General features: G+C 55.5%; 22 protein-coding genes. 6 read left to right on the top strand and 16 right to left on the bottom strand.

Going from position 1 to position 19,333, the window contains the following annotated elements; translation table 11 throughout:
- The first annotated feature begins 48 nt into the window (after positions 1-48).
- Together sseA and AM410_RS13290 are read left to right on the top strand one after the other, a co-directional pair.
- Positions 49-897, top strand: a complete 849-nt coding sequence (sseA, locus tag AM410_RS13295; RefSeq protein WP_025203463.1) for a 3-mercaptopyruvate sulfurtransferase — start codon at positions 49-51, stop codon at positions 895-897.
- Entirely contained in the window at positions 897-1,667 is a 771-nt protein-coding gene (locus AM410_RS13290) for a MurR/RpiR family transcriptional regulator (protein ID WP_073396248.1), read from the top strand. The genes sseA and AM410_RS13290 overlap by 1 nt, the downstream gene beginning before the upstream one ends.
- A 17-nt stretch (positions 1,668-1,684) precedes the next feature.
- Here AM410_RS13290 and sseB read toward each other — a convergent pair whose 3' ends face one another.
- The 11 genes from sseB to trmJ form a co-directional block, all read right to left on the bottom strand.
- On the bottom strand, positions 1,685-2,461 hold the full coding sequence (sseB, locus tag AM410_RS13285) for an enhanced serine sensitivity protein SseB (RefSeq protein ID WP_025203462.1): 777 nt from the start codon (positions 2,459-2,461) through the stop codon (positions 1,685-1,687).
- Between the two features lie 96 nt (positions 2,462-2,557).
- Complete coding sequence (pepB, locus tag AM410_RS13280; RefSeq protein ID WP_020883024.1) at positions 2,558-3,844, bottom strand: aminopeptidase PepB; 1,287 nt, start codon at positions 3,842-3,844, stop codon at positions 2,558-2,560.
- Between the two features lie 53 nt (positions 3,845-3,897).
- Positions 3,898-4,098 carry a Fe-S cluster assembly protein IscX gene (gene iscX / locus AM410_RS13275; protein WP_014171178.1) on the bottom strand — a complete coding sequence of 67 codons (201 nt, stop codon included), beginning with the start codon at positions 4,096-4,098 and terminating at the stop codon, positions 3,898-3,900.
- A gap of 1 nt (position 4,099) precedes the next feature.
- Positions 4,100-4,435, bottom strand: a complete 336-nt coding sequence (gene fdx, locus AM410_RS13270; protein ID WP_014171179.1) for an ISC system 2Fe-2S type ferredoxin — start codon at positions 4,433-4,435, stop codon at positions 4,100-4,102.
- A 1-nt stretch (position 4,436) separates the two neighbouring features.
- Complete coding sequence (gene hscA, locus AM410_RS13265) at positions 4,437-6,287, bottom strand: Fe-S protein assembly chaperone HscA (RefSeq protein ID WP_020883023.1); 1,851 nt, start codon at positions 6,285-6,287, stop codon at positions 4,437-4,439.
- Between the two features lie 14 nt (positions 6,288-6,301).
- Complete coding sequence (gene hscB, locus AM410_RS13260; protein ID WP_014171181.1) at positions 6,302-6,817, bottom strand: co-chaperone HscB; 516 nt, start codon at positions 6,815-6,817, stop codon at positions 6,302-6,304.
- A 76-nt stretch (positions 6,818-6,893) separates the two neighbouring features.
- A complete protein-coding gene (gene iscA, locus AM410_RS13255; RefSeq protein ID WP_003860659.1) occupies positions 6,894-7,217 on the bottom strand; it encodes an iron-sulfur cluster assembly protein IscA in 324 nt (107 codons plus the stop codon).
- A 13-nt stretch (positions 7,218-7,230) separates the two neighbouring features.
- On the bottom strand, positions 7,231-7,617 hold the full coding sequence (gene iscU, locus AM410_RS13250; protein WP_003860661.1) for a Fe-S cluster assembly scaffold IscU: 387 nt from the start codon (positions 7,615-7,617) through the stop codon (positions 7,231-7,233).
- Positions 7,618-7,640: 23 nt separating this feature from the next.
- Complete coding sequence (iscS, locus tag AM410_RS13245; protein WP_073396249.1) at positions 7,641-8,855, bottom strand: cysteine desulfurase; 1,215 nt, start codon at positions 8,853-8,855, stop codon at positions 7,641-7,643.
- Between the two features lie 119 nt (positions 8,856-8,974).
- Positions 8,975-9,466 (bottom strand): Fe-S cluster assembly transcriptional regulator IscR, encoded by a 492-nt coding sequence (gene iscR / locus AM410_RS13240; RefSeq protein WP_020883021.1) that lies wholly within the window; start codon positions 9,464-9,466, stop codon positions 8,975-8,977.
- Between the two features lie 165 nt (positions 9,467-9,631).
- Positions 9,632-10,360 (bottom strand): tRNA (cytosine(32)/uridine(32)-2'-O)-methyltransferase TrmJ, encoded by a 729-nt coding sequence (gene trmJ, locus AM410_RS13235; protein ID WP_032669904.1) that lies wholly within the window; start codon positions 10,358-10,360, stop codon positions 9,632-9,634.
- Positions 10,361-10,490: 130 nt separating this feature from the next.
- Here trmJ and suhB point away from each other — a divergent pair, with 130 nt between their 5' ends.
- Positions 10,491-11,294, top strand: a complete 804-nt coding sequence (gene suhB / locus AM410_RS13230; protein WP_020883019.1) for an inositol-1-monophosphatase — start codon at positions 10,491-10,493, stop codon at positions 11,292-11,294.
- A 52-nt stretch (positions 11,295-11,346) separates the two neighbouring features.
- Here the strand turns inward: suhB and AM410_RS13225 are convergent, their stop codons facing one another.
- Both AM410_RS13225 and AM410_RS13220 read right to left on the bottom strand, forming a co-directional pair.
- Positions 11,347-12,327, bottom strand: coding sequence for a nickel/cobalt transporter (locus AM410_RS13225; RefSeq protein ID WP_025203459.1), 981 nt, complete (start codon positions 12,325-12,327; stop codon positions 11,347-11,349).
- The gene (locus tag AM410_RS13220; protein WP_047955965.1) at positions 12,318-12,956 is read right to left on the bottom strand and encodes a DUF1007 family protein; all 639 of its coding nucleotides are present in this window, start codon (positions 12,954-12,956) and stop codon (positions 12,318-12,320) included. The genes AM410_RS13225 and AM410_RS13220 overlap by 10 nt, the downstream gene beginning before the upstream one ends.
- Before the next feature lie 125 nt (positions 12,957-13,081).
- On the opposite strand from AM410_RS13220, the gene csiE reads away from it, so the two are divergent.
- A complete protein-coding gene (gene csiE, locus AM410_RS13215) occupies positions 13,082-14,359 on the top strand; it encodes a stationary phase inducible protein CsiE (protein WP_014171189.1) in 1,278 nt (425 codons plus the stop codon).
- On the opposite strand, the gene AM410_RS13210 is transcribed toward csiE, so the two are convergent.
- Positions 14,360-15,499 (bottom strand): 3-phenylpropionate MFS transporter, encoded by a 1,140-nt coding sequence (locus AM410_RS13210; RefSeq protein WP_032678696.1) that lies wholly within the window; start codon positions 15,497-15,499, stop codon positions 14,360-14,362.
- Between the two features lie 173 nt (positions 15,500-15,672).
- Here AM410_RS13210 and AM410_RS13205 point away from each other — a divergent pair, with 173 nt between their 5' ends.
- Positions 15,673-16,095, top strand: coding sequence for a DoxX family protein (locus AM410_RS13205; RefSeq protein WP_014171191.1), 423 nt, complete (start codon positions 15,673-15,675; stop codon positions 16,093-16,095).
- Positions 16,096-16,149: 54 nt separating this feature from the next.
- On the opposite strand, the gene glyA is transcribed toward AM410_RS13205, so the two are convergent.
- The gene (gene glyA, locus AM410_RS13200; protein ID WP_020883014.1) at positions 16,150-17,403 is read right to left on the bottom strand and encodes a serine hydroxymethyltransferase; all 1,254 of its coding nucleotides are present in this window, start codon (positions 17,401-17,403) and stop codon (positions 16,150-16,152) included.
- 304 nt (positions 17,404-17,707) lie between these two features.
- Here glyA and hmpA point away from each other — a divergent pair, with 304 nt between their 5' ends.
- Positions 17,708-18,898 (top strand): NO-inducible flavohemoprotein, encoded by a 1,191-nt coding sequence (hmpA, locus tag AM410_RS13195; RefSeq protein ID WP_073396253.1) that lies wholly within the window; start codon positions 17,708-17,710, stop codon positions 18,896-18,898.
- A 95-nt stretch (positions 18,899-18,993) separates the two neighbouring features.
- Here hmpA and glnB read toward each other — a convergent pair whose 3' ends face one another.
- Positions 18,994-19,332, bottom strand: a complete 339-nt coding sequence (glnB, locus tag AM410_RS13190; RefSeq protein WP_003860685.1) for a nitrogen regulatory protein P-II — start codon at positions 19,330-19,332, stop codon at positions 18,994-18,996.
- Position 19,333: the final 1 nt, after the last annotated feature.

Below are 19,333 nucleotides of genomic sequence, written 5' to 3'. Positions count from 1 at the left end.
GAAAAAACACCGACAATCCTTTTTTACGGAAAAGAATGGAGGCAACCCATGTCCACCTCATATTTTGTCGCCGCCGACTGGCTGATTGAGCACGGTGACGATCCGGAAGTACAGATTATTGACGCGCGTATGGCACCTGCCGGGCAGGAACATCTTCGCGATATGGTCGCAGAATACCGCGCAGGGCATTTGCCGGGCGCGGTATTTTTTGATATTGAAGCTCTGTCCGACCATAACTCCCCTCTCCCGCACATGCTGCCGCGCCCGGAAGCGTTCTCCGTGGCGATGCGCGAACTTGGCGTTAATCGTGACAAACACCTCGTGGTTTACGATGAAGGTAACCTCTTCTCCGCACCGCGCGCCTGGTGGATGCTGAAAAACTTTGGCGTGGAGAAAGTCTCAATTCTTGCAGGCGGTCTCGCGGGCTGGAAGCGTGATGAACTGCCATTGCAGCAGGGCGACGTGACGCTGCCGGAAGGCGAGTTCGACGCGACGTTTGATGCGCATCAGGTAAAACGTCTGACCGACGTGCTGGTGGTCAGCCATGAAAAAACGGCGCAAATTGTCGATGCCCGCCCTGCAGCGCGCTTTAACGCCCAGGCGGATGAACCGCGTCCGGGGCTGAAGCGCGGCCATATTCCCGGCGCGTTGAATGTGCCGTGGGGCGATCTGGTGTTTGAAGGTGAATTAAAAACGACCGATGAGCTGCGCGCCATTTTTGATCGTCAGGGCGTGGATTTGCATCGTCCCATTATTGCCAGTTGCGGGTCCGGCGTCACGGCCTGCGTGGTGATTCTGGCGCTCGCCACACTCGGTGTAAACGACGTGACGCTCTATGATGGCGCCTGGAGTGAATGGGGTGCACGAGACGATTTGCCCGTTGAACCGGCCAAATAATGGATAACCGTCTGGCCACGCTGTTAACGCGCGGGGCGTCACTGACCCGCGCGGAATATCGCGTGCTGGCCCACCTCACAGAGCATCCTCTGCTGGTGGGCAATATTACGGTGCGCGAACTGGCGCAGGCGACGTTCGTCTCAACCGCTACCATTATGCGTCTGTGTCAGAAATTAGGCTTCAGCGGTTTTAGCGAATTTATCTGGCACTGCAAACAGCTGTTAACCGAGACGCCGTATATCGCCGCGCAGGCACAACAGCGCCCCGAACTGCCGGAGCTTTTCAGTCAATTTATCGCGAACTATCAGCAAACCTTTCAGTGGGTAACGCAGGAGAAGCGCGCGCAATTTTCGACGTTACTGCGCCAGAAAGAGAGCTTCTTTCTTTATGGCGCCGGCTTCTCTTATCTCTTCGCCGAGTACCTCACCAAGAAATTGCAGGTGCTGGGCAAAACGGCGTTTATTTCCGGGCCGGGCGATAGCCGAAACATTTTCCTCAGCAACGCTGCGCGGTATCAGGTGTTTATCGCCGTCTCACGCAGCGGGGAAACCGAACAGGTGCTGGATAAAGCGCGAATCGCTAAAAACGTGGGTATGACGGTCGTGGCTTTTACGCGCGCTTCGGCCAATACGCTGGCGGGAAAGGCAGATTTGCACTTTGCCTTATATGACGAGGCGGTACATTACGCCGCAGAAGCCGCTGGCGTGACGTCGTTTGAGTCGAATCTGGTCCTGCTGATGGATTTATTGCTGCTGGAAGCGACGGGGTGAAAAATCACCCCGCGTAATCAGATAATGCGGGTGGTTTTGAGATCGCGCAGGAATCCGCCCCAGCGACGCTCGTAAAACGGCGTGATGTGTTCGGTAATAAAGTGGCTGATGCCCTTCTCATCCTTCTTCACCTGACAGATATCGATCGGCTCATCACCCGGCAGCGTATCGGTGGCAACACTGCCCGCAGCCTGAATAATCTCCTCGATATCGCCGTCTGCTTCAATGCCAATCAGCAGTACCGGCTGTTCATCCGTGCTCTCTTTAACAGAGCAGAGGAACGCGCGCCTCACGGGTTTGAGGGTTTTGAACAGCGTGGTCAGCGAATCAATCATCTGCGCAGGGGGGTCGGCTACTTCAGACAACAGCAGCGTTTCGCCCCCTTCCAGCACTTCCTGCGTACTGAGCGGGTTGCCCTCCTCGCCAATCAGATGGTTGATTTCACGCGGGGTGAACTCTTTCCCGGTTGGCAGTTTGGCGTTGAGGAACAAGGTCTGGCCCAGCGTCATTTCGAAGAGAGTGCGCACCGGCATCACCACGAACGCCTGCTCGTCTTCAACAGCCTGCTGCAGCGCTTCCAGCGAAGTGAAGAACGGGATCACCGAAGTGCCGTCGTCTTTCTCCCAGTGGAGCAGGTCCAGCGCGCTGTCTTCAACAACCTGTTCGCCTTCCGCTGCGGTACCCGGAACCCAGACGGTGGACTCCAGCAACGTGCGGAAAAATGCCGGACGGTGGGCAGGTTCGGTCGCCGCCTGTTCCAGCAGAGTTTCTAATTCGTTTTTCGTTTCAGACATAGTTTGGCTACTTCAAGATAATGTCGGCTGGCGCAAGGCTAACAGGCCTACAAAACCGTAGGCCCGGACAAGCACAGCGCCGCCGGACAAAGACAATTACTCGGCAGTCAGCAGGTTCGCGATAGTACGCACGCCCAGTCCCGTTGCCCCTGCAGACCACTGCTCAACGGCCGCTTTACGGTAGGTTGCGGAGCAGTCGATGTGCAACCAGCCTTCGTGATAGTTCTCAACGAAGTGAGACAGGAAGCCGGCCGCCGTGCTCGCACCCGCCGGATAGGCTGCGCTCGCGGTATTGTTCAGTTCGGCGAAGTTAGACGGCAGCTGGCTGCGGTGGAATTCGGCCAGCGGCAGACGCCAGAACGGTTCGTTCTCCGCGGCCGCGCTTGCCAGCAGACGGGCTGCCAGTTTGTCGTCAAAGCTGAACAGCGCATGGTAGTCGTTGCCCAGCGCGGTTTTCGCCGCACCGGTCAGGGTCGCCATGTCGATAATCAGCTCTGGCTTCTGCGCAGACGCGTCGATGAGACCATCAGCCAGCACCAGACGACCTTCCGCATCGGTGTTCATGACTTCCACGTTTTTACCGTTACGGTAGCGAATGATGTCGCCGAGCTTAAAGGCATTACCGCTCACCATGTTGTCCGCACAGCACAGGTAAAGCTTCACGCGCTTGTTCAGACCGCGCGTAATGGCAAACGCCAGCGCGCCGGTGATGGTTGCTGCACCGCCCATATCGGACTTCATGGAGTCCATGAACGCGCTCTGCTTCAGGCTGTAACCGCCGGTATCGAACGTGATGCCTTTCCCGACCAGGCAGGCAAATACCGGTGCTGCTTTATCACCGGTTGGGTTGTAATCCAGCGCCAGCAATACCGGAGGACGCTCGGAACCGCGACCCACGGTGTGGATCCCCATATAGTTCTGCTCGCGCAGGTCTTCACCTTTGGTGATGCGGTAAGACATTTTGTCGCCGGCCACGCCGCACAGCAGGTCAACGGCGCGCTGCGCAAGTTGTTCAGGACCCAGCTCTTCTGCCGGGGCGTTAATGGTATCGCGCACCCAGTCGATAATGGTCAGACGGCTTTCCAGCTCTTTCTGACCCGCTTCGTCGAGCGTCGCCCACTCGATTTTACGGCTGCCTTTCGGTCCTTTGTAACCCGCCCAGAATGCCCAGCTGCGGTCGATATCCCAGCCTTCGCCGTCCAGGGTGACATGTTTAATGCCCAGACCATCAATTTTGCGCGCCGCGCGCTGGATCAGACCCAAATCATCGTTGCCAGTCAGGTGCAGGGTAATACCGTCGTTGTTGATACTGTAGGTGGCTTTCTCGCCCCAGCGCGCGTCAGCAGGCTGATTCGAGATCGTAATCTTCATCGCTTCGGTCATTTTATTTATCCTTATTAGCAAACGGGCCGCCTGAAGGCAGCCCGTAAGGTGATTTATTCTGCTTCATCTAACCAGACTAACAGAATCGCCTCCAGAATTTTTTCATTGGATGCGTTTGGATCGTCGTCAAAATCGTCTAAATCGCAGATCCACTGATGCATATCGGTGAAGCGTACGGTTTTAGGATCGAGATCCGGGTTAGCGTCGTAGAGCGCTTCGCCGATTTCACGGCTGTCAGTCCACTTCAGTCCCATATCAGTGCTCGCGTGCGTGGTTGATGGTGTAGCGTGGGAATTCCACGACCAGATCTTCATCGGTCACCAGAGCCTGGCAGCTCAAACGGCTGTCTGGCTCCAGACCCCATGCTTTATCCAGCATGTCGTCTTCATCTTCGGTGCTCTCGGCCAGAGAGTCAAAACCTTCACGCACGATGCAGTGGCAGGTTGTGCAGGCACAGGATTTTTCACAGGCGTGTTCCACTTCGATACCGTTACGCAGGGCAACATCGAGAATGGTCTCACCGGTCTTCGCTTCCAGAACAGCACCATCCGGACAGAGGTCCGCATGAGGCAAAATAACAATCTTTGGCATATTAAACCTCGTCCACGGACTGGCCTTTCAGCGCGACGCGGACAGATTTGTCCATGCGGCGAGCAGCAAAGTCCTGGGTTTGTTTATCAACGTTTTTAATGGCTTCTTCTATTGCATCAGCATCATTGCCTTCGGCCACTGCACTTAAGCGCGCGGCAGCCTCGTCAATCACCTGACGCTCAGCGGCGCTTAACAGCGCGGCGTCGGCAGCGAGCGCACCGTTCAGACTTTCCAGCACGCGTGCGGCTTCAACTTTCTGTTCTGCCAGCATACGCGCCTTCACATCCTGTTCGGCGTAGCTCATTGAATCCTGAATCATGGAGGCGATCTCACCATCGGTCAGGCCGTAGGACGGCTTCACCTGGATAGACGACTCAACGCCGGTGGATTTCTCCATCGCCGTGACGCTCAGCAGGCCGTCCGCATCCACCTGGAAGGTAACGCGAATATGCGCACCGCCCGCAGGCAGCGCAGGAATACCGCGCAGCGCAAAGCGCGCCAGTGAACGACAGTCCTGCACCAGCTCGCGCTCGCCCTGCATCACATGGATGGACATCGCGGTCTGGCCGTCTTTGAAGGTGGTGAATTCCTGTGCACGCGCCACCGGAATGGTGGTGTTACGCGGAATGACTTTCTCCACCAGTCCCCCCATGGTTTCTAAACCCAGGGAGAGCGGAATAACATCCAGCAGCAACATCTCGCTGTCCGGCTTGTTGCCGACCAGAATATCCGCCTGGATAGCCGCGCCCACGGCAACCACTTTATCCGGGTCGATGGACGTCAGCGGCGTGCGGCCAAAGAATTCACCCACCCGTTCACGCACCAGTGGTACGCGCGTGGAGCCGCCAACCATGACCACTTCCAGCACCTCGTCAGCCTCAACGCCCGCATCTTTCAGTGCGCGACGGCAGGCCAGCAGAGTGCGTTTCACCAAAGGCGCGATCAGGTCGTTAAACTGTTCCCGGGTGATTTCCCCCTGCCAGCCCGCCACGTTGACGGTGACAGACTGCGCATCGCTCAGCGCGATTTTCGCGTCGATGGCCACGTCCAGCAGTTCACGCTGCACGCGTGCATCGCTGCGATCGGGAATACCCGCCTGTTCACGAATGAAATCGGCCAGCAGATGGTCGAAGTCATCGCCACCCAGCGCAGAATCACCGCCGGTAGCCAGCACTTCAAACACCCCACGGCTTAAGCGCAGGATAGAAATATCAAAGGTCCCGCCACCCAGATCGTAAACCGCAATCACCCCTTCCTGACCGGAGTCCAGGCCGTAGGCAATGGCGGCCGCCGTCGGTTCGTTCAGCAGGCGCAGAACGTGCAGTCCCGCCAGACGCGCCGCGTCTTTGGTGCCCTGACGCTGTGCATCATCAAAGTAGGCCGGAACGGTAATGACCACGCCATCGAGATCGCCGCCGAGCGTTGCCGTAGCACGCGCCGCCAGCGCTTTGAGGATATCAGCAGAAACGCGGATCGGGTTCAGCAGCCCCGCTGCCGTGGCAATCATTGGCAGGCCGTTTTCACTGGCCTGCAGCTGATACGGCAGATGCGGATAACGGGTCTGAATATCGGCGAGGGAGCGGCCCATCATGCGTTTTACGGAACTGATGGTGTTCGCCGGATCGCGCGCGGCGTTCGCGCGTGCGTCGTAGCCAACCGCGTGGCCCTGCTGTTGGTAGTGGACCACGGAAGGCAGCAGATGACGGCCCTGCTCGTCAGCCAGCGTTTCCGCCTGGCCGCTTCGCACGGTCGCCACGAGAGAATTGGTGGTGCCCAGATCAATACCTACCGCCAGACGACGCTGGTGCGGTGCGGCACTTAAGCCAGGCTCACTAATTTGTAATAAGGCCATAATTGCTTCCGAAATTAAAAATCGAGCAGCTTTTCTTCGAGTTGTTCAGCACTGCTTCGCAGTTTATCGAGAAAACGGAGTTTGCGCACAGTGTCTGCCGCCACATCCCAGGTCTCGTTGTTCAGTTGCTCCACCATCAGTTGATGGCGGGTATCGAACATGCCTTTTACGCGCTTGATGAAGCTTTCCAGACGCGCTTCATCTTTGGCCTGTTCAATCTCATCCAGCTCTTCACGCAGTTCCAGCTGTTCCATCAAAAACGCCGTATCACGCACGGTGTGCTGTTCACTCGCCAGATCAAAGCCATGAAGCGAGAGCAGATACTCAGCGCGAGACAGTGGATGGCGCAGCGTCTGCCAGGCCTGATTGATGGTCGCAGATTGCGATACCGCAGCCAATTGCTCTGACTGAGTACCACTGGCGAATTTATCCGGATGATACTGACGCTGCAGATCCTGGAAGCGGATCGTCAGCGCCTGCAGATCAATCGGGTATTGAGCGGGTAGTCCGAAGAGAGTGAAGTAATCCATAACAATCTCAGGGGTAGCCTGTTAGAACAAACCCCACGCGCAGGAGTCCTGCGGTGGGGTTTCGGATGACGCGCGGTTAAACGTGGAAGCTTTCGCCGCAACCACACTCGTCTTTGACGTTCGGGTTCGTGAATTTGAACCCTTCGTTCAGGCCTTCTTTTACAAAGTCCAGCTGAGTGCCATTGAGGAATTGCAGGCTTTTGCCATCGACCACCACCTTCACGCCCTTGTCTTCAAACACGGTGTCATCAGACGCCGGTTCGTCAACAAACTCCAGTACGTAAGCCATACCAGAACAGCCGGAGGTACGTACGCCCAGTCGCAGGCCAAAGCCTTTACCACGGTTCGCCAGAAAAGAGCTTACTCGCGCGGCAGCGCTGTCGCTAAGGGTAATCGACATACTCAAACCTCAATTATTTTGCTTCACGTTTGCTTTTGTAATCCGCAATGGCGGCTTTGATCGCGTCTTCTGCCAGGATAGAACAGTGAATTTTCACGGGTGGCAGTTCGAGTTCTTCAGCAATATCCGTGTTCTTGATTGCCTGTGCTTCGTCCAGAGACTTGCCCTTCACCCATTCGGTGACCAGGGAGCTGGAGGCGATAGCAGAACCGCAGCCGTAGGTCTTGAAACGCGCGTCTTCAATGATACCTTCATTGTTGACTTTAATCTGCAGCTTCATCACGTCGCCACACGCTGGCGCACCGACCATACCGCTACCTACGCTTTCGTCGCTGTTGTCAAAAGAGCCAACGTTGCGCGGGTTCTCGTAATGATCAATAACTTTTTCGCTGTATGCCATGTTGAATTCTCCTTATGTACCGATTAGTGATGTGACCATTCAATGCTGTTCAGATCCACGCCCTGCTTGAACATTTCCCACAGTGGAGAAAGGTCACGCAGACGACCGATGGAGTTGCGAACCAGCTTGATGGTGTAGTCAATCTCTTCTTCGGTAGTGAAACGACCTAAAGAGAAACGGATAGAGCTGTGTGCCAGCTCGTCAGTCATGCCCAGTGCGCGCAGCACGTAGGATGGCTCCAGGCTTGCAGACGTACAGGCAGAACCGGAAGAAACCGCCAGGTCTTTCAGCGCCATAATCAGCGATTCACCTTCAACATAGTTGAAGCTGACGTTGAGAATGTTTGGTGCGCCCTGTTCGAGATCGCCGTTCAGATACACTTCTTCCATATCTTTCACGCCATCCCACAGACGGTTACGCAGCGTGCGCAGGCGCGACATCTCGGTTTCCATCTCTTCTTTCGCAATACGGTAAGCTTCGCCCATACCCACGATCTGGTGAACAGGCAGCGTACCGGAACGCATACCGCGCTCGTGACCGCCACCGTGCATCTGTGCTTCGATGCGGATACGCGGTTTACGACGAACGTACAGTGCACCAATACCTTTCGGGCCATAGATTTTGTGGCCGGAGAAGGACATCAGGTCCACTTTCAGCTGGCTCAGATCGATAGGCAGTTTGCCCACGCTCTGGGTGGCGTCTACGTGGTAGATGATGCCGCGCGCACGGCACATTTCGCCGATGGTCGCGATATCTTGCACAACGCCAATTTCGTTGTTTACGTGCATGATGGAGACCAGAATGGTGTCATCACGCATGGCCGCTTCGAGCTCTTTCAGGTCGATGATACCGTTGCTCTGTGGTGCCAGGTAAGTCACGTCGAAACCTTCACGCTCGAGCTGACGGCAGGTGTCCAGCACGGCTTTGTGTTCGGTTTTGCTGGTGATGATGTGCTTGCCTTTTTTCTGATAAAAGTTGGCCGCACCTTTGATCGCCAGGTTATCGGATTCGGTCGCACCGGAGGTGAATACAATCTCACGCGGGTCGGCACCCACCAGGTCAGCAATCTGATTACGGGCGATATCTACCGCCTCTTCAGCATGCCAGCCAAAACGGTGTGAACGGGAAGCTGGGTTACCAAAGTTTCCGTCCAGGGTCAGACACTGCATCATTTTCTCGGCAACACGCGGGTCCACCGGCGTGGTTGCGGAGTAGTCGAGATAAATCGGTAATTTCATTGCTCTATAAACTCCGTACATCGCTTCAATGCAAGGAATCAGGCAACCGGCTGGATGTACGACCGAGTACACGGAGCGAGCGAACGCTCCGGCCTGATTCTGAAATACTTATCTTTTTATTACGCGCGTAATTTGACGTCGATCGCGTCCTGCCCGCGGGTGCTGCGTTGGGAGTCCTGGCTGTGCTGACGGCCAGAGACATCCAGAACTTCCTGGTTATTTACCAGTTCACCTAAGGTGATGTTGTTCAGGAAGCCGGTCAGACGATCGCTCAGGTCGCGCCACAGCGCGTGGGTCAGGCACTTATCGCCGCCCTGGCAGCCGCCTTTACCCTGGCAACGGGTCGCATCAACGGATTCGTCAACGGCACTGATCACTTCGCCAACTGCAATACTGCCCGCGTCTTTACCCAGCAGATAACCGCCGCCTGGGCCACGAACGCTGGAAACCAGTCCATTTTTACGCAGTCTGGAGAACAGCTGCTCCAGATAGGAGAGGGAGATCCCTTGTCGTTCAGAAATATCAGCCAACGGAACCGGGCCCGCTTCGGAGTTGAGCGCAACGTCCAGCATCGCGGTCACGGCATAACGCCCTTTAGATGTCAGTCTCATGTCTTACTTAACCTCAAACTCGCCCCTGCCCGGGGTTTTTTATAGTAAAATGGGGGTATTGCATAGCAGGGCCAAGTCTGACATTCCTGACTAAAATGGTCAACTATTTACTTGACTGTTTTAGTCAGGTATTTAACCTTCCGTGCCGTATCACCAGGATGGGCACTACTCTTTATTCTTTTGCTCAATCGACGCCAGAATCCCGCGCAGAATGTTCAGTTCCTGGCTTTCCGGACGTGCACGGGTAAACAGGCGGCGCAGCTTGTTCATTACCTGCCCCGGGTGACCTTCACGGATGAAACCGGTAGAGAGCAGGGTCTGCTCCAGGTGACCATAGAAGCGCTCCAGATCGTCCACCAGCGGGTAGACGGCCTCTTCCTGCGGCTCTGCCGTTGCTTTTTCCTGCGTCGCCAGCCACGCCATACGCACTTCATAGGCAATCACCTGAACGGCCATTGCCAGGTTCAGGGAGCTGTATTCCGGGTTAGCGGCAATGGCCACGTGGTAATGGCACTTCTGCAGTTCATCGTTGGTCAGGCCCACGCGTTCACGGCCAAACACCAGCGCTACAGGAGCCTGTTCGGCTTCAGAGACGCTTTTCAGACCGCATTCACGCGGATCCAACATCGGCCACGGCAGTGTACGGGAGCGGGCGCTGGTCCCGACCACCAGACTGCACCCTGCCAGGGCTTCGTCCAGAGTATCCACGATCTGCGCGTTACCAATGACATCGCTGGCGCCCGCAGCCAGAGCGATAGCCTGTGAGTCGGGTTTCACCAGTGGGTTAACCAGCCACAGGTTCGTTAAGCCCATAGTTTTCATAGCGCGGGCTACGGAGCCCATATTGCCAGTGTGCGATGTTTCGACCAGCACGATTCGAATGTTTTGCAGCATAGTTTTAATGTCTGGATTCTGTGTCTGAAGAATATTCGGCCATATTATCATAAACGAGAGACATATTCCGATCTCGCTGCTATACTCTGCGCCGATTTTCCCGTTCTTTAACATCCAGTGAGAGAGACCGATGCATCCGATGCTGACCATCGCCGTGCGCGCAGCGCGCAAGGCGGGTAATGTAATTGCCAAACACTACGAAACGCCAGATTCTGTTGAAACCAGCCAGAAAGGCAGCAATGATTTCGTAACCAACGTCGATAAAGCCGCTGAAGCGATTATTATCGATACCATCCGCAAATCTTACCCGCAGCACACCATCATCACCGAAGAAAGCGGTGAACTTGAAGGTACCGATCAGGATGTTCAATGGGTTATCGATCCACTGGATGGCACCACCAACTTCGTCAAACGTCTGCCACACTTCTCCGTGTCTATCGCAGTACGCATTAAAGGCCGTACTGAAGTCGCCGTGGTTTACGATCCAATGCGTAACGAACTGTTCACCGCAACCCGCGGTCAGGGCGCGCAGCTGAACGGCTACCGTCTGCGCTGCAGCAATGCACGCGACCTCGACGGTACCATTCTGGCGACCGGCTTCCCGTTCAAGGCGAAGCAGCACGCAACCACTTACATGAATATTCTGGGCAAACTGTTCACCGAATGCGCGGACTTCCGTCGCACCGGTTCTGCCGCGCTGGACCTGGCCTATGTGGCTACCGGTCGCGTTGACGGTTACTTTGAGCTGTCATTGAAGCCGTGGGATTTTGCAGCGGGCGAGCTGATCGCGCGTGAATCAGGCGCCATTGTTTGCGATTTCACCGGCGGACACAACCATCTGACGACCGGCAACATCGTTGCAGGTAACCCACGTGTTGTTAAAGCCATGCTGGCAAACATGCGTGATGAGCTGAGCGACGCGCTGAAGCGTTAATCCAGCCTGCGGTGCCCTCTCCCGCCGGGAAAGGGCACCATGCTGTACCTGACTAAAACGGCCTTAATCCCCTTCCCACCGGCACCGCGCTCATCCACATCGTTACCGCAGCCACCAGCAGAATCATCCCGCCCGCCAGCGCGAGCGTTGTCCATCCGACCTGCCGCCACAGCACCGGCGTTTTATTGCCGCTGAGTTTGACCGCCAGTTGACGGAAACTGTGCACCAGCAGTGCCAGTGACGAAATCGTGAGTGACGTCCCGGCCGCCATGGCCAATGCCGAGAGCATTCCCCAGCCAAATACACCCATCACCTTACTGAACAGCAGCACCATGATTGCCCCTGAACACGGACGCATGCCCATTGAGAGCACAACCATCAGCCGCGCTCGCCAGTCATCACCGTTCTGCAGCTGCGCCTGCGTCGGCAGATGCTGATGCCCACAGCCGCAGTTCGCAGTGTGTTCATGGTGCGGCGTAAAAGCCCTGAACTGGGGTTTGTGCAGTAAAGCCCGCAGTTTTTTCAGTGCCCGCCAGCACAGGAGCAAGCCCAGCACACCGACCAGCGCGTAACTGCCCTTCTCCAGCCAGAAACTGCTGATATGCAGCTGACGAGCAGGAAGGCGTAATAACGACAGGACGACCACCACCAGCGCAATCGCCACGCCGCCCTGAAGCAGCGAAGATGCGAGGGTCAATCCAATGCTTGATTTGAGCCTGGACGGATGGGTCGCAAGCCAGGTCGCGATCACGATTTTGCCGTGTCCCGGCCCCAGCGCATGCAGGACACCGTAGAGAAAACTGAAGGCCAGAAGAGAACCGCCTGCCTTCGTCGGGTTTTCCGCCACCGCCTTCAGTAAGCCACTCATCTGCTGGTTGACCTCGCGCTGCCAGACAATGCTTTTCATCATCACCTGCGGCCAGGCGTGCCATAGCCACAACGCGCCGCACACGGCCAGCAGCAAAAAGAGCGCCAGCGGCCAGAGATGAAGCCAGCGGCGTGATTTTCGTGCCGGAGACGCGATCACTGACATTGCAACGTCACCTGCTGTGCGAACTGTTTACCCAGCTCCATGTCTTCGGGTGGTGCATCTTCTTTATCGAGAGAGACCGCAAAATTGAGCGTCTCTTCGCTCGGTTTTGGCGTGTGCATTGCCATCTTGCAGGTTTTTTGCAGGGCTGCCGGTAGCGTCACATCACTCCCCTCTGCGTAATGCATATCGACATAGTAAGTGGGATCAAAGGTGGAAAACGTATAGGTCTGCCCAGCCAGCGGTTGCGGATGCGCCAGCGGCAGGACAAACGTCAGTACCGCCTGATGTCCGTCGCGGGTCATGCCATATTCCGTCGGCCGATTCATAAATTTCACTTTTTGTCCGTTATGCCAGAACTCGGTGAAATAGTGCTGACCAAGCACGTTGGCCATCACTTCCGCCGCCAGCTTTTTCCAGATTTCATCCCCGGGTTTTGCATTCCCGGCATCGTACAGCAGGTCAGCCGAGGTGATTTCATCCATCGTCCAGCGCATTTTCAGGCCACTGAGCTGCGTTCCGTCCGTTACCAGCTCGGTTTTCAGGCTGATAAAACTGTGAGGATGCGCGACGACAGCAAAGGGGATCACCGTCAAAAATAACGCCATTGCGCTTTGTTTAACTGTTTGCATCAATTCCTCACGTCATAAATTCTGTGATGTTCGCCAGCAATCCTGAGTGAAAGGCCTGCCGGCGCGCTTTTCAGCGCCCATCCTTTAGCTATTCTTATCAAACATTCCCACTGGATACCCGACAGATGATGACGACGCTTGAAATTCCATCTGTGCTTTCCAGTTCGCAGCGCCGCTGCCAGGTGCTTTTAATGCTTTACCTGCCCGATGCTGCCGTTACCGCACAGAGCATTATCGCTGCCAATGGCGTGGACGACGCTATGGCACGGCAAGATATAGCCGAGACGCGCGATGAAATCCAGCGCTATCACCGGCTCGACATCGTCACGTACCATGACGGCAGCTACCGGATTGAAGGCTCAGCCCTGAATCAACGTTTATGCCTGCTGCACTGGCTGCGCAGGGCTATGCGGCTGTGTCCGCAATTCGTTTCGCATCAGTTTACCCCCGCGCTGAAAACCGCGCTTAAACAGCAGGGCATTGCCCGGCCTCTCTATGACGATACCAACCTGCGGGCGTTGATCAGCTTCTGCTCGCGCAAGCTTCAGCGCCCGTTTGATTGCCGGGACGTACAGTTTTTGCAGCTCTATCTGCAGTATTGCCTGATGCAGCATCATCTGGGGAATACCCCGCAGTTTTCATCGGTGCAGCGTAACTGGACGCAATCAAGAGGGGAATATTTCACCGCTCAGGAGATTGTTCGTCACTGGAAACGCCGTGTGCCACAAGGGACCCACAGCGATGAACAACTTTTTCTCGCGCTGCTGTTTATGATGCTGCGCACTCCTGACCCTGTGCTTGATAAGCATCAGCAGGATCAGCGTCTGCGCCGGGCAATTGTGCGCATGGTCGCCCGTTTTCGGGCGCAAACCGGAATGAACTTCAGCGATGAACAGGGGCTGACCGATCAGCTTTATATTCATCTGGCCCAGGCGCTGGACCGTTCGCTGTTTGAGATAGGCATCGACAATAGCCTGCCGGAAGAGATCCATCGTCTCTACCCCCGCCTGTTACGCACCACCAAAGAGGCGTTGTTTGAGCTGGAAGCGGAATTCGGGCTGCGTTTTTCTGATGAAGAGATGAGCCTGGTGGCGGTCATTTTCGGCGCCTGGCTGATGCAGGAGACCGATCTGCATGAGAAGCAGGTGGTGTTATTGACGGGAGAGGATAAATCCTGTGAGGACGTGATAGAGCAGCAACTGCGCGAATTGACGTTGCTGCCGCTCAACATTCGATATCAGACGCTGCAGGCCTATCAGAAAGAGGGGGCACCGCGCGAAGCGGCGCTGGTCATCACCCCTTATCCGACCGCCCTGCCCCTGTTCTCACCACCGCTGATCCACGCCGTTGAGACGCTGAACACGCAGCAGCAAGAACATATTCGCGCCATGCTGGAATCGTAGCTACGCGCGCGCGGCGACTTTAGGACGAACGAACATCGCCGGTAGGGCGACAAGCGCCATGACCCAGAAGACCCCGTGTCCCAGATGCTGGTAAAGGAAGCCCGCAAAGACCGTCATCACCGCAATGCTGCCGCCCATCGCCACCGCCGAATAAACCGACTGCAACCGAATGACATCCCCGCCTTCACGCGCGGCGATATAGCGCATGGCCGCCAGGTGACATACCGTGAAGGTGCCGCAGTGCAGAATTTGCGCCACGATCAGCCACGGCAGTTCCGTCGTCCAGCCCATAATGCCCCACCGTACGACACCACAGACTGCAGAAAGCAGGAGCAGATCGCGCGCGCCGAAGCGCCGGAACAGCTTTTTGCTCAGCGCGAAGATAATCACCTCAGCGACCACACCGAGCGACCACAGGTAACCCACTGCAGATGCGGAGTACCCAGCCCCCTGCCAGTAGATGGCGCTGAAACCATAGTACGCCGCGTGCGCGCCCTGCAGCAGACAGACGCAGGCCAGGAAACGCCAGCTTTGTGCCACCAGGCTTCGCCAGGCCGGCCAGCCGGCGCTTTCCTGATGACGGCTCTCACCTTGCGGCATTACCGATGGACGCAACAGCATCCCCAGCAGCATGGAGGCAATGCCGATACTCAGCAGCGCAAGGATCGCACGGTAATCGTAAAGGCTAACCAGTTTACCCACCAGTGCAGAGCCGATGACAAAGGCAATTGAGCCCCACAGCCGCACGCGGCCATAATCCATCGTTATCTGTTTTTGCCAGGTGTTTGCCAGGGCATCCGTCAGCGGAACCAGCGGCGAGAAAAAGAGGTTAAAACCGACCATCACCACCATCAGCCATGCAAACTGGTGGCTCACCCAGAAACAGGCGACAAAGACCAGCGTCAACAGCGCCAGAATGCGTACCGCCTTAATCAGCAAGGAGGGATCGCTGACGCGCGGTGCGATCAGCAGGCTTCCCAGGAAACGTGCCACCAGACCAGCGCCAAGCAGGATACCTATGGTCTCGGGCGTCAGGCCGATCCCCTTGAGCCAGACGCTCCAGAAAGGCAGAAAAATACCGTAGCTAAAGAAATAGGTGAAATAACTGAGCGCCAGCCAGCGCGTGGAATGCAAGACCATGAATCCCTCCCGAAATGGAGGCCATAGTCTGGCGAGAATACAAAAATTAAGCAAGTCGATAGCCTGCTATAAATTAACGAAAATTTAACATACTGTGCAGTCATCTGACTTATGGCAGGGAATGAAAATGTGTATTACGTTTAAATTACTCCACTTGCAGAGGTATTTCTGCCATGAACTCACTTCGCTATTTAGATTTCGGCCAGGCACGTCACCTGTTGCTGTTAATAGGTCGTATCGCGCTTGTCGTACTGTTTATTATCTTCGGCTATCCAAAACTGACGGGGTTTAGCGGGACCGTACAATATATGACGTCGCTGGGTACACCCATGCCCATGCTGGCGGCCATTATTGCGGTGGTAATGGAGGTACCTGCCGCCATCCTGATCGTGCTGGGCTTTTTCACCCGCCCTGTTGCCGTACTCTTTGTATTTTACACGCTGGGTACCGCGATTATCGGCCACCACTACTGGGATATGACCGGTGATGCCGTCATGCCGAATATGATTAACTTCTACAAGAATATCAGTATTGCCGGAGCGTTTATTTTACTGGCGATAGTGGGACCGGGAGCACTCTCCCTTGACCGGCGTTAACCCATAAAAAAAGGCCGCAATCGCGGCCTTTTTTATTTCTGCAAAACAGAAAGATTATGCGTATACCGGGAAGCGTGCGCAGATTTCCAGAACTTTACCTTTAACGCGCTCGATAACCGCTTCGTCATTGATATTGTCCAGAACGTCACACATCCAGCCTGCCAGCTCTTTCACTTCCGCTTCTTTAAAGCCGCGGCGAGTAACAGCCGGAGAACCGATACGGATACCGGAGGTCACGAATGGGCTCTTCGGATCGTTTGGCACGCTGTTTTTGTTCACGGTGATGTTGGCGCGGCCAAGGGCAGCGTCAGCTTCTTTACCGGTCAGGTTTTTATCAACCAGGTCCAGCAGGAACAGGTGGTTCTCAGTACCACCGGAAACCACTTTGTAACCGCGGTTCAGGAAGACTTCCACCATCGCTTTGGCGTTTTTAGCAACCTGCTGCTGGTAAACTTTAAACTCTGGCTCCATCGCTTCTTTCAGCGCCACCGCTTTCGCCGCGATAACGTGCATCAGTGGGCCGCCCTGCGCGCTTGGGAATACGGCAGAGTTCAGCTTTTTGTACAGCTCTTCATCGCCACCTTTTGCCAGAATCAAACCACCGCGTGGGCCCGCCAGGGTTTTGTGCGTGGTGGTGGTCACAACGTGAGCATGCGGAACCGGGTTCGGATAAACGCCTGCAGCAATCAGGCCGGCAACGTGCGCCATGTCAACGAACAGGTAAGCACCGATGCTGTCTGCGATTTCACGCATTTTTGCCCAGTCAACGATACCGGAGTAAGCAGAGAAACCGCCGATAATCATCTTCGGTTTGTGGGTCTGCGCCTGCTTCGCCATGTCTTCGTAGTCAATTTTACCGGACTCATCAATGCCGTAAGGAATGATGTTGTACAGTTTGCCAGAGAAGTTAACCGGAGAGCCGTGAGTCAGGTGGCCGCCTTGCGCCAGGTTCATACCCAGAACGGTATCGCCCGGTTGCAGCAGCGCGGTGTAGACCGCGAAGTTAGCCTGAGAGCCAGAGTGTGGCTGTACGTTAGCGTAGTCGGCGCCAAACAGTTCTTTAGCGCGATCGATGGCCAGTTGCTCAACGATATCAACGTACTCGCAACCGCCGTAGTAGCGTTTGCCCGGGTAACCTTCAGCGTATTTGTTGGTCAGCTGAGAACCCTGCGCCTGCATTACGCGCGGGCTGGTGTAGTTTTCGGAGGCGATCAGTTCGATGTGCTCTTCCTGACGTACTTTTTCCTGCTCCATAGCCTGCCACAGTTCGGCATCATAATCGGCAATGTTCATTTCACGCTTTAACATCCGCATCTCCTGACTCAGCTAACAATAAAATTTTGGCCTGAAAAGGCAGTCCTGTTGGACGACGGGCAACAGTATAACTGATTAGTTCTGTGATAACAGGTCTTGACAAACGATTTTACGCAAACGTTTTCCTACCCGCCACGCAAGGGTTTGAGGAATAAAGCCCTCATCATTTTCAACGGATTTCTTTTCAGGTTTGTGATGCATATTTTTCACGTTGCAAAGAACCATTTACAACGCAGGGGTATTTTTTATAAGATGTATTTAAAATACATTATTAAAAACACCACTGAAGGACGCTGCTATGCTCGACGCTCAAACCATCGCCACAGTTAAAGCCACTATTCCCCTGCTGGTCGAAACCGGCCCGAAACTCACCGCCCATTTCTACGATCGTATGTTTACGCATAACCCGGAGTTGAAAGAGATTTTCAACATGAGCAACCAGCGTAACGGCGATCAGCGCGAAGCTCTGTTCAACGCCATCGCAGCCTACGCCAGCAATATCGAAAATCTGGCGGCGTTGCTGCCTGCCGTGGAAAAAATTGCGCAGAAGCACACCAGCTTCCAGATCAAACCCGAGCAGTACAACATCGTCGGCGGCCATCTGCTGGCCACACTGGATGAGATGTTTAGCCCGGGTCAGGAGGTGCTGGACGCGTGGGGAAAAGCCTACGGCGTGCTGGCAAACGTGTTCATTAACCGTGAAGCACAGATCTACAGCGAAAACGCCAGTAAGGCTGGCGGCTGGGAAGGTACCCGCGCTTTCCGCATCGTCGAGAAAACGCCGCGCAGCCAGCTCATCACCAGTTTTGAGTTCGAGCCGGTGGATGGCAACCCGGTCGCTGATTATCAGCCGGGGCAGTATCTGGGCGTGTGGCTGAAGCCTGAAGGTTTCCCGCACCAGGAGATTCGGCAGTACTCCCTGACCCGCAAACCAGACGGTAAACGTTATCGCGTTGCCGTAAAACGCGAAGATGGTGGCCAGGTATCAAACTGGCTGCATAACGAGGCTAACGTGGGTGATGTGGTTCATCTGGCCGCGCCTGCGGGCGACTTCTTTATGGCGGTTGAGGCGAATACGCCGGTTACCCTGATCTCAGCCGGGGTGGGTCAGACGCCAATGCTGGCGATGCTCGATACCCTCGCTAAATCAAACCACAGCGCGCAGGTAAACTGGTTCCACGCCGCCGAGAACGGTGAAGTGCACGCGTTTGCCGATGAAGTGAATGCGCTGGCTTCCGGTCTGCCACGCTTTACCGCCCATACCTGGTATCGTCTGCCGACGGATGCCGACCGTGCAGCCGCACGCTTTGACAGCGAAGGTCTGATGAATTTGAGTCAGCACGAAGGGGCATTCAGCGCGCCGGAGATGCAGTTTTACGTCTGCGGACCGGTAGCGTTTATGCAGTATGCCGCGAAGCAGCTGGTGGAGTTGGGTGTGAATAAAGACAACATTCATTACGAATGTTTCGGGCCGCATAAAGTACTGTAATCGCCCGATGGCGCTACACTTTCCCGGCCGGTGAGGTTTTGCAGGCCGGGTAAGCATAGCGCCACCCGGCTGAATCAGGAATCAGGTACTGACGATTAAATCGCGGCGTCGTCTTCTTCACCGGTACGGATACGGATCACGCGTGCCACATCAAAGACGAAGATTTTACCGTCGCCAATTTTGCCGGTCTGCGCCGTACGGATAATGGTATCCACACAGGTATCCACGATATCGTCGCTCACCACGATTTCAATTTTCACTTTTGGCAGAAAGTCCACCATGTACTCTGCGCCACGGTAAAGTTCGGTGTGGCCCTTCTGGCGACCAAAACCTTTCACTTCCGTCACTGTCATCCCGGTGATGCCCACTTCCGCCAGCGCTTCACGCACATCATCCAGTTTGAAAGGTTTAATAATCGCATCAATCTTTTTCATG

The organism is Enterobacter cloacae complex sp. FDA-CDC-AR_0164 (assembly GCF_003071645.1).
Taxonomy (GTDB): Bacteria; Pseudomonadota; Gammaproteobacteria; order Enterobacterales; family Enterobacteriaceae; genus Enterobacter; species Enterobacter ludwigii.
The sequence above is the reverse complement of the archived record's forward strand: the minus strand, read 5'-3'. Positions and strand labels throughout refer to the sequence as shown.

Coding starts and splice junctions, on each gene's coding strand:
- sseA (WP_025203463.1), top strand. CDS start 49: ATGTCCACCTCATATTTTGTCGCCGCCGACTGGCTGATTGAGCACGGT.
- AM410_RS13290 (WP_073396248.1), top strand. CDS start 897: ATGGATAACCGTCTGGCCACGCTGTTAACGCGCGGGGCGTCACTGACC.
- sseB (WP_025203462.1), bottom strand. CDS start 2,461: ATGTCTGAAACGAAAAACGAATTAGAAACTCTGCTGGAACAGGCGGCG.
- pepB (WP_020883024.1), bottom strand. CDS start 3,844: ATGACCGAAGCGATGAAGATTACGATCTCGAATCAGCCTGCTGACGCG.
- iscX (WP_014171178.1), bottom strand. CDS start 4,098: ATGGGACTGAAGTGGACTGACAGCCGTGAAATCGGCGAAGCGCTCTAC.
- fdx (WP_014171179.1), bottom strand. CDS start 4,435: ATGCCAAAGATTGTTATTTTGCCTCATGCGGACCTCTGTCCGGATGGT.
- hscA (WP_020883023.1), bottom strand. CDS start 6,287: ATGGCCTTATTACAAATTAGTGAGCCTGGCTTAAGTGCCGCACCGCAC.
- hscB (WP_014171181.1), bottom strand. CDS start 6,817: ATGGATTACTTCACTCTCTTCGGACTACCCGCTCAATACCCGATTGAT.
- iscA (WP_003860659.1), bottom strand. CDS start 7,217: ATGTCGATTACCCTTAGCGACAGCGCTGCCGCGCGAGTAAGCTCTTTT.
- iscU (WP_003860661.1), bottom strand. CDS start 7,617: ATGGCATACAGCGAAAAAGTTATTGATCATTACGAGAACCCGCGCAAC.
- iscS (WP_073396249.1), bottom strand. CDS start 8,855: ATGAAATTACCGATTTATCTCGACTACTCCGCAACCACGCCGGTGGAC.
- iscR (WP_020883021.1), bottom strand. CDS start 9,466: ATGAGACTGACATCTAAAGGGCGTTATGCCGTGACCGCGATGCTGGAC.
- trmJ (WP_032669904.1), bottom strand. CDS start 10,360: ATGCTGCAAAACATTCGAATCGTGCTGGTCGAAACATCGCACACTGGC.
- suhB (WP_020883019.1), top strand. CDS start 10,491: ATGCATCCGATGCTGACCATCGCCGTGCGCGCAGCGCGCAAGGCGGGT.
- AM410_RS13225 (WP_025203459.1), bottom strand. CDS start 12,327: ATGTCAGTGATCGCGTCTCCGGCACGAAAATCACGCCGCTGGCTTCAT.
- AM410_RS13220 (WP_047955965.1), bottom strand. CDS start 12,956: ATGCAAACAGTTAAACAAAGCGCAATGGCGTTATTTTTGACGGTGATC.
- csiE (WP_014171189.1), top strand. CDS start 13,082: ATGATGACGACGCTTGAAATTCCATCTGTGCTTTCCAGTTCGCAGCGC.
- AM410_RS13210 (WP_032678696.1), bottom strand. CDS start 15,499: ATGGTCTTGCATTCCACGCGCTGGCTGGCGCTCAGTTATTTCACCTAT.
- AM410_RS13205 (WP_014171191.1), top strand. CDS start 15,673: ATGAACTCACTTCGCTATTTAGATTTCGGCCAGGCACGTCACCTGTTG.
- glyA (WP_020883014.1), bottom strand. CDS start 17,403: ATGTTAAAGCGTGAAATGAACATTGCCGATTATGATGCCGAACTGTGG.
- hmpA (WP_073396253.1), top strand. CDS start 17,708: ATGCTCGACGCTCAAACCATCGCCACAGTTAAAGCCACTATTCCCCTG.
- glnB (WP_003860685.1), bottom strand. CDS start 19,332: ATGAAAAAGATTGATGCGATTATTAAACCTTTCAAACTGGATGATGTG.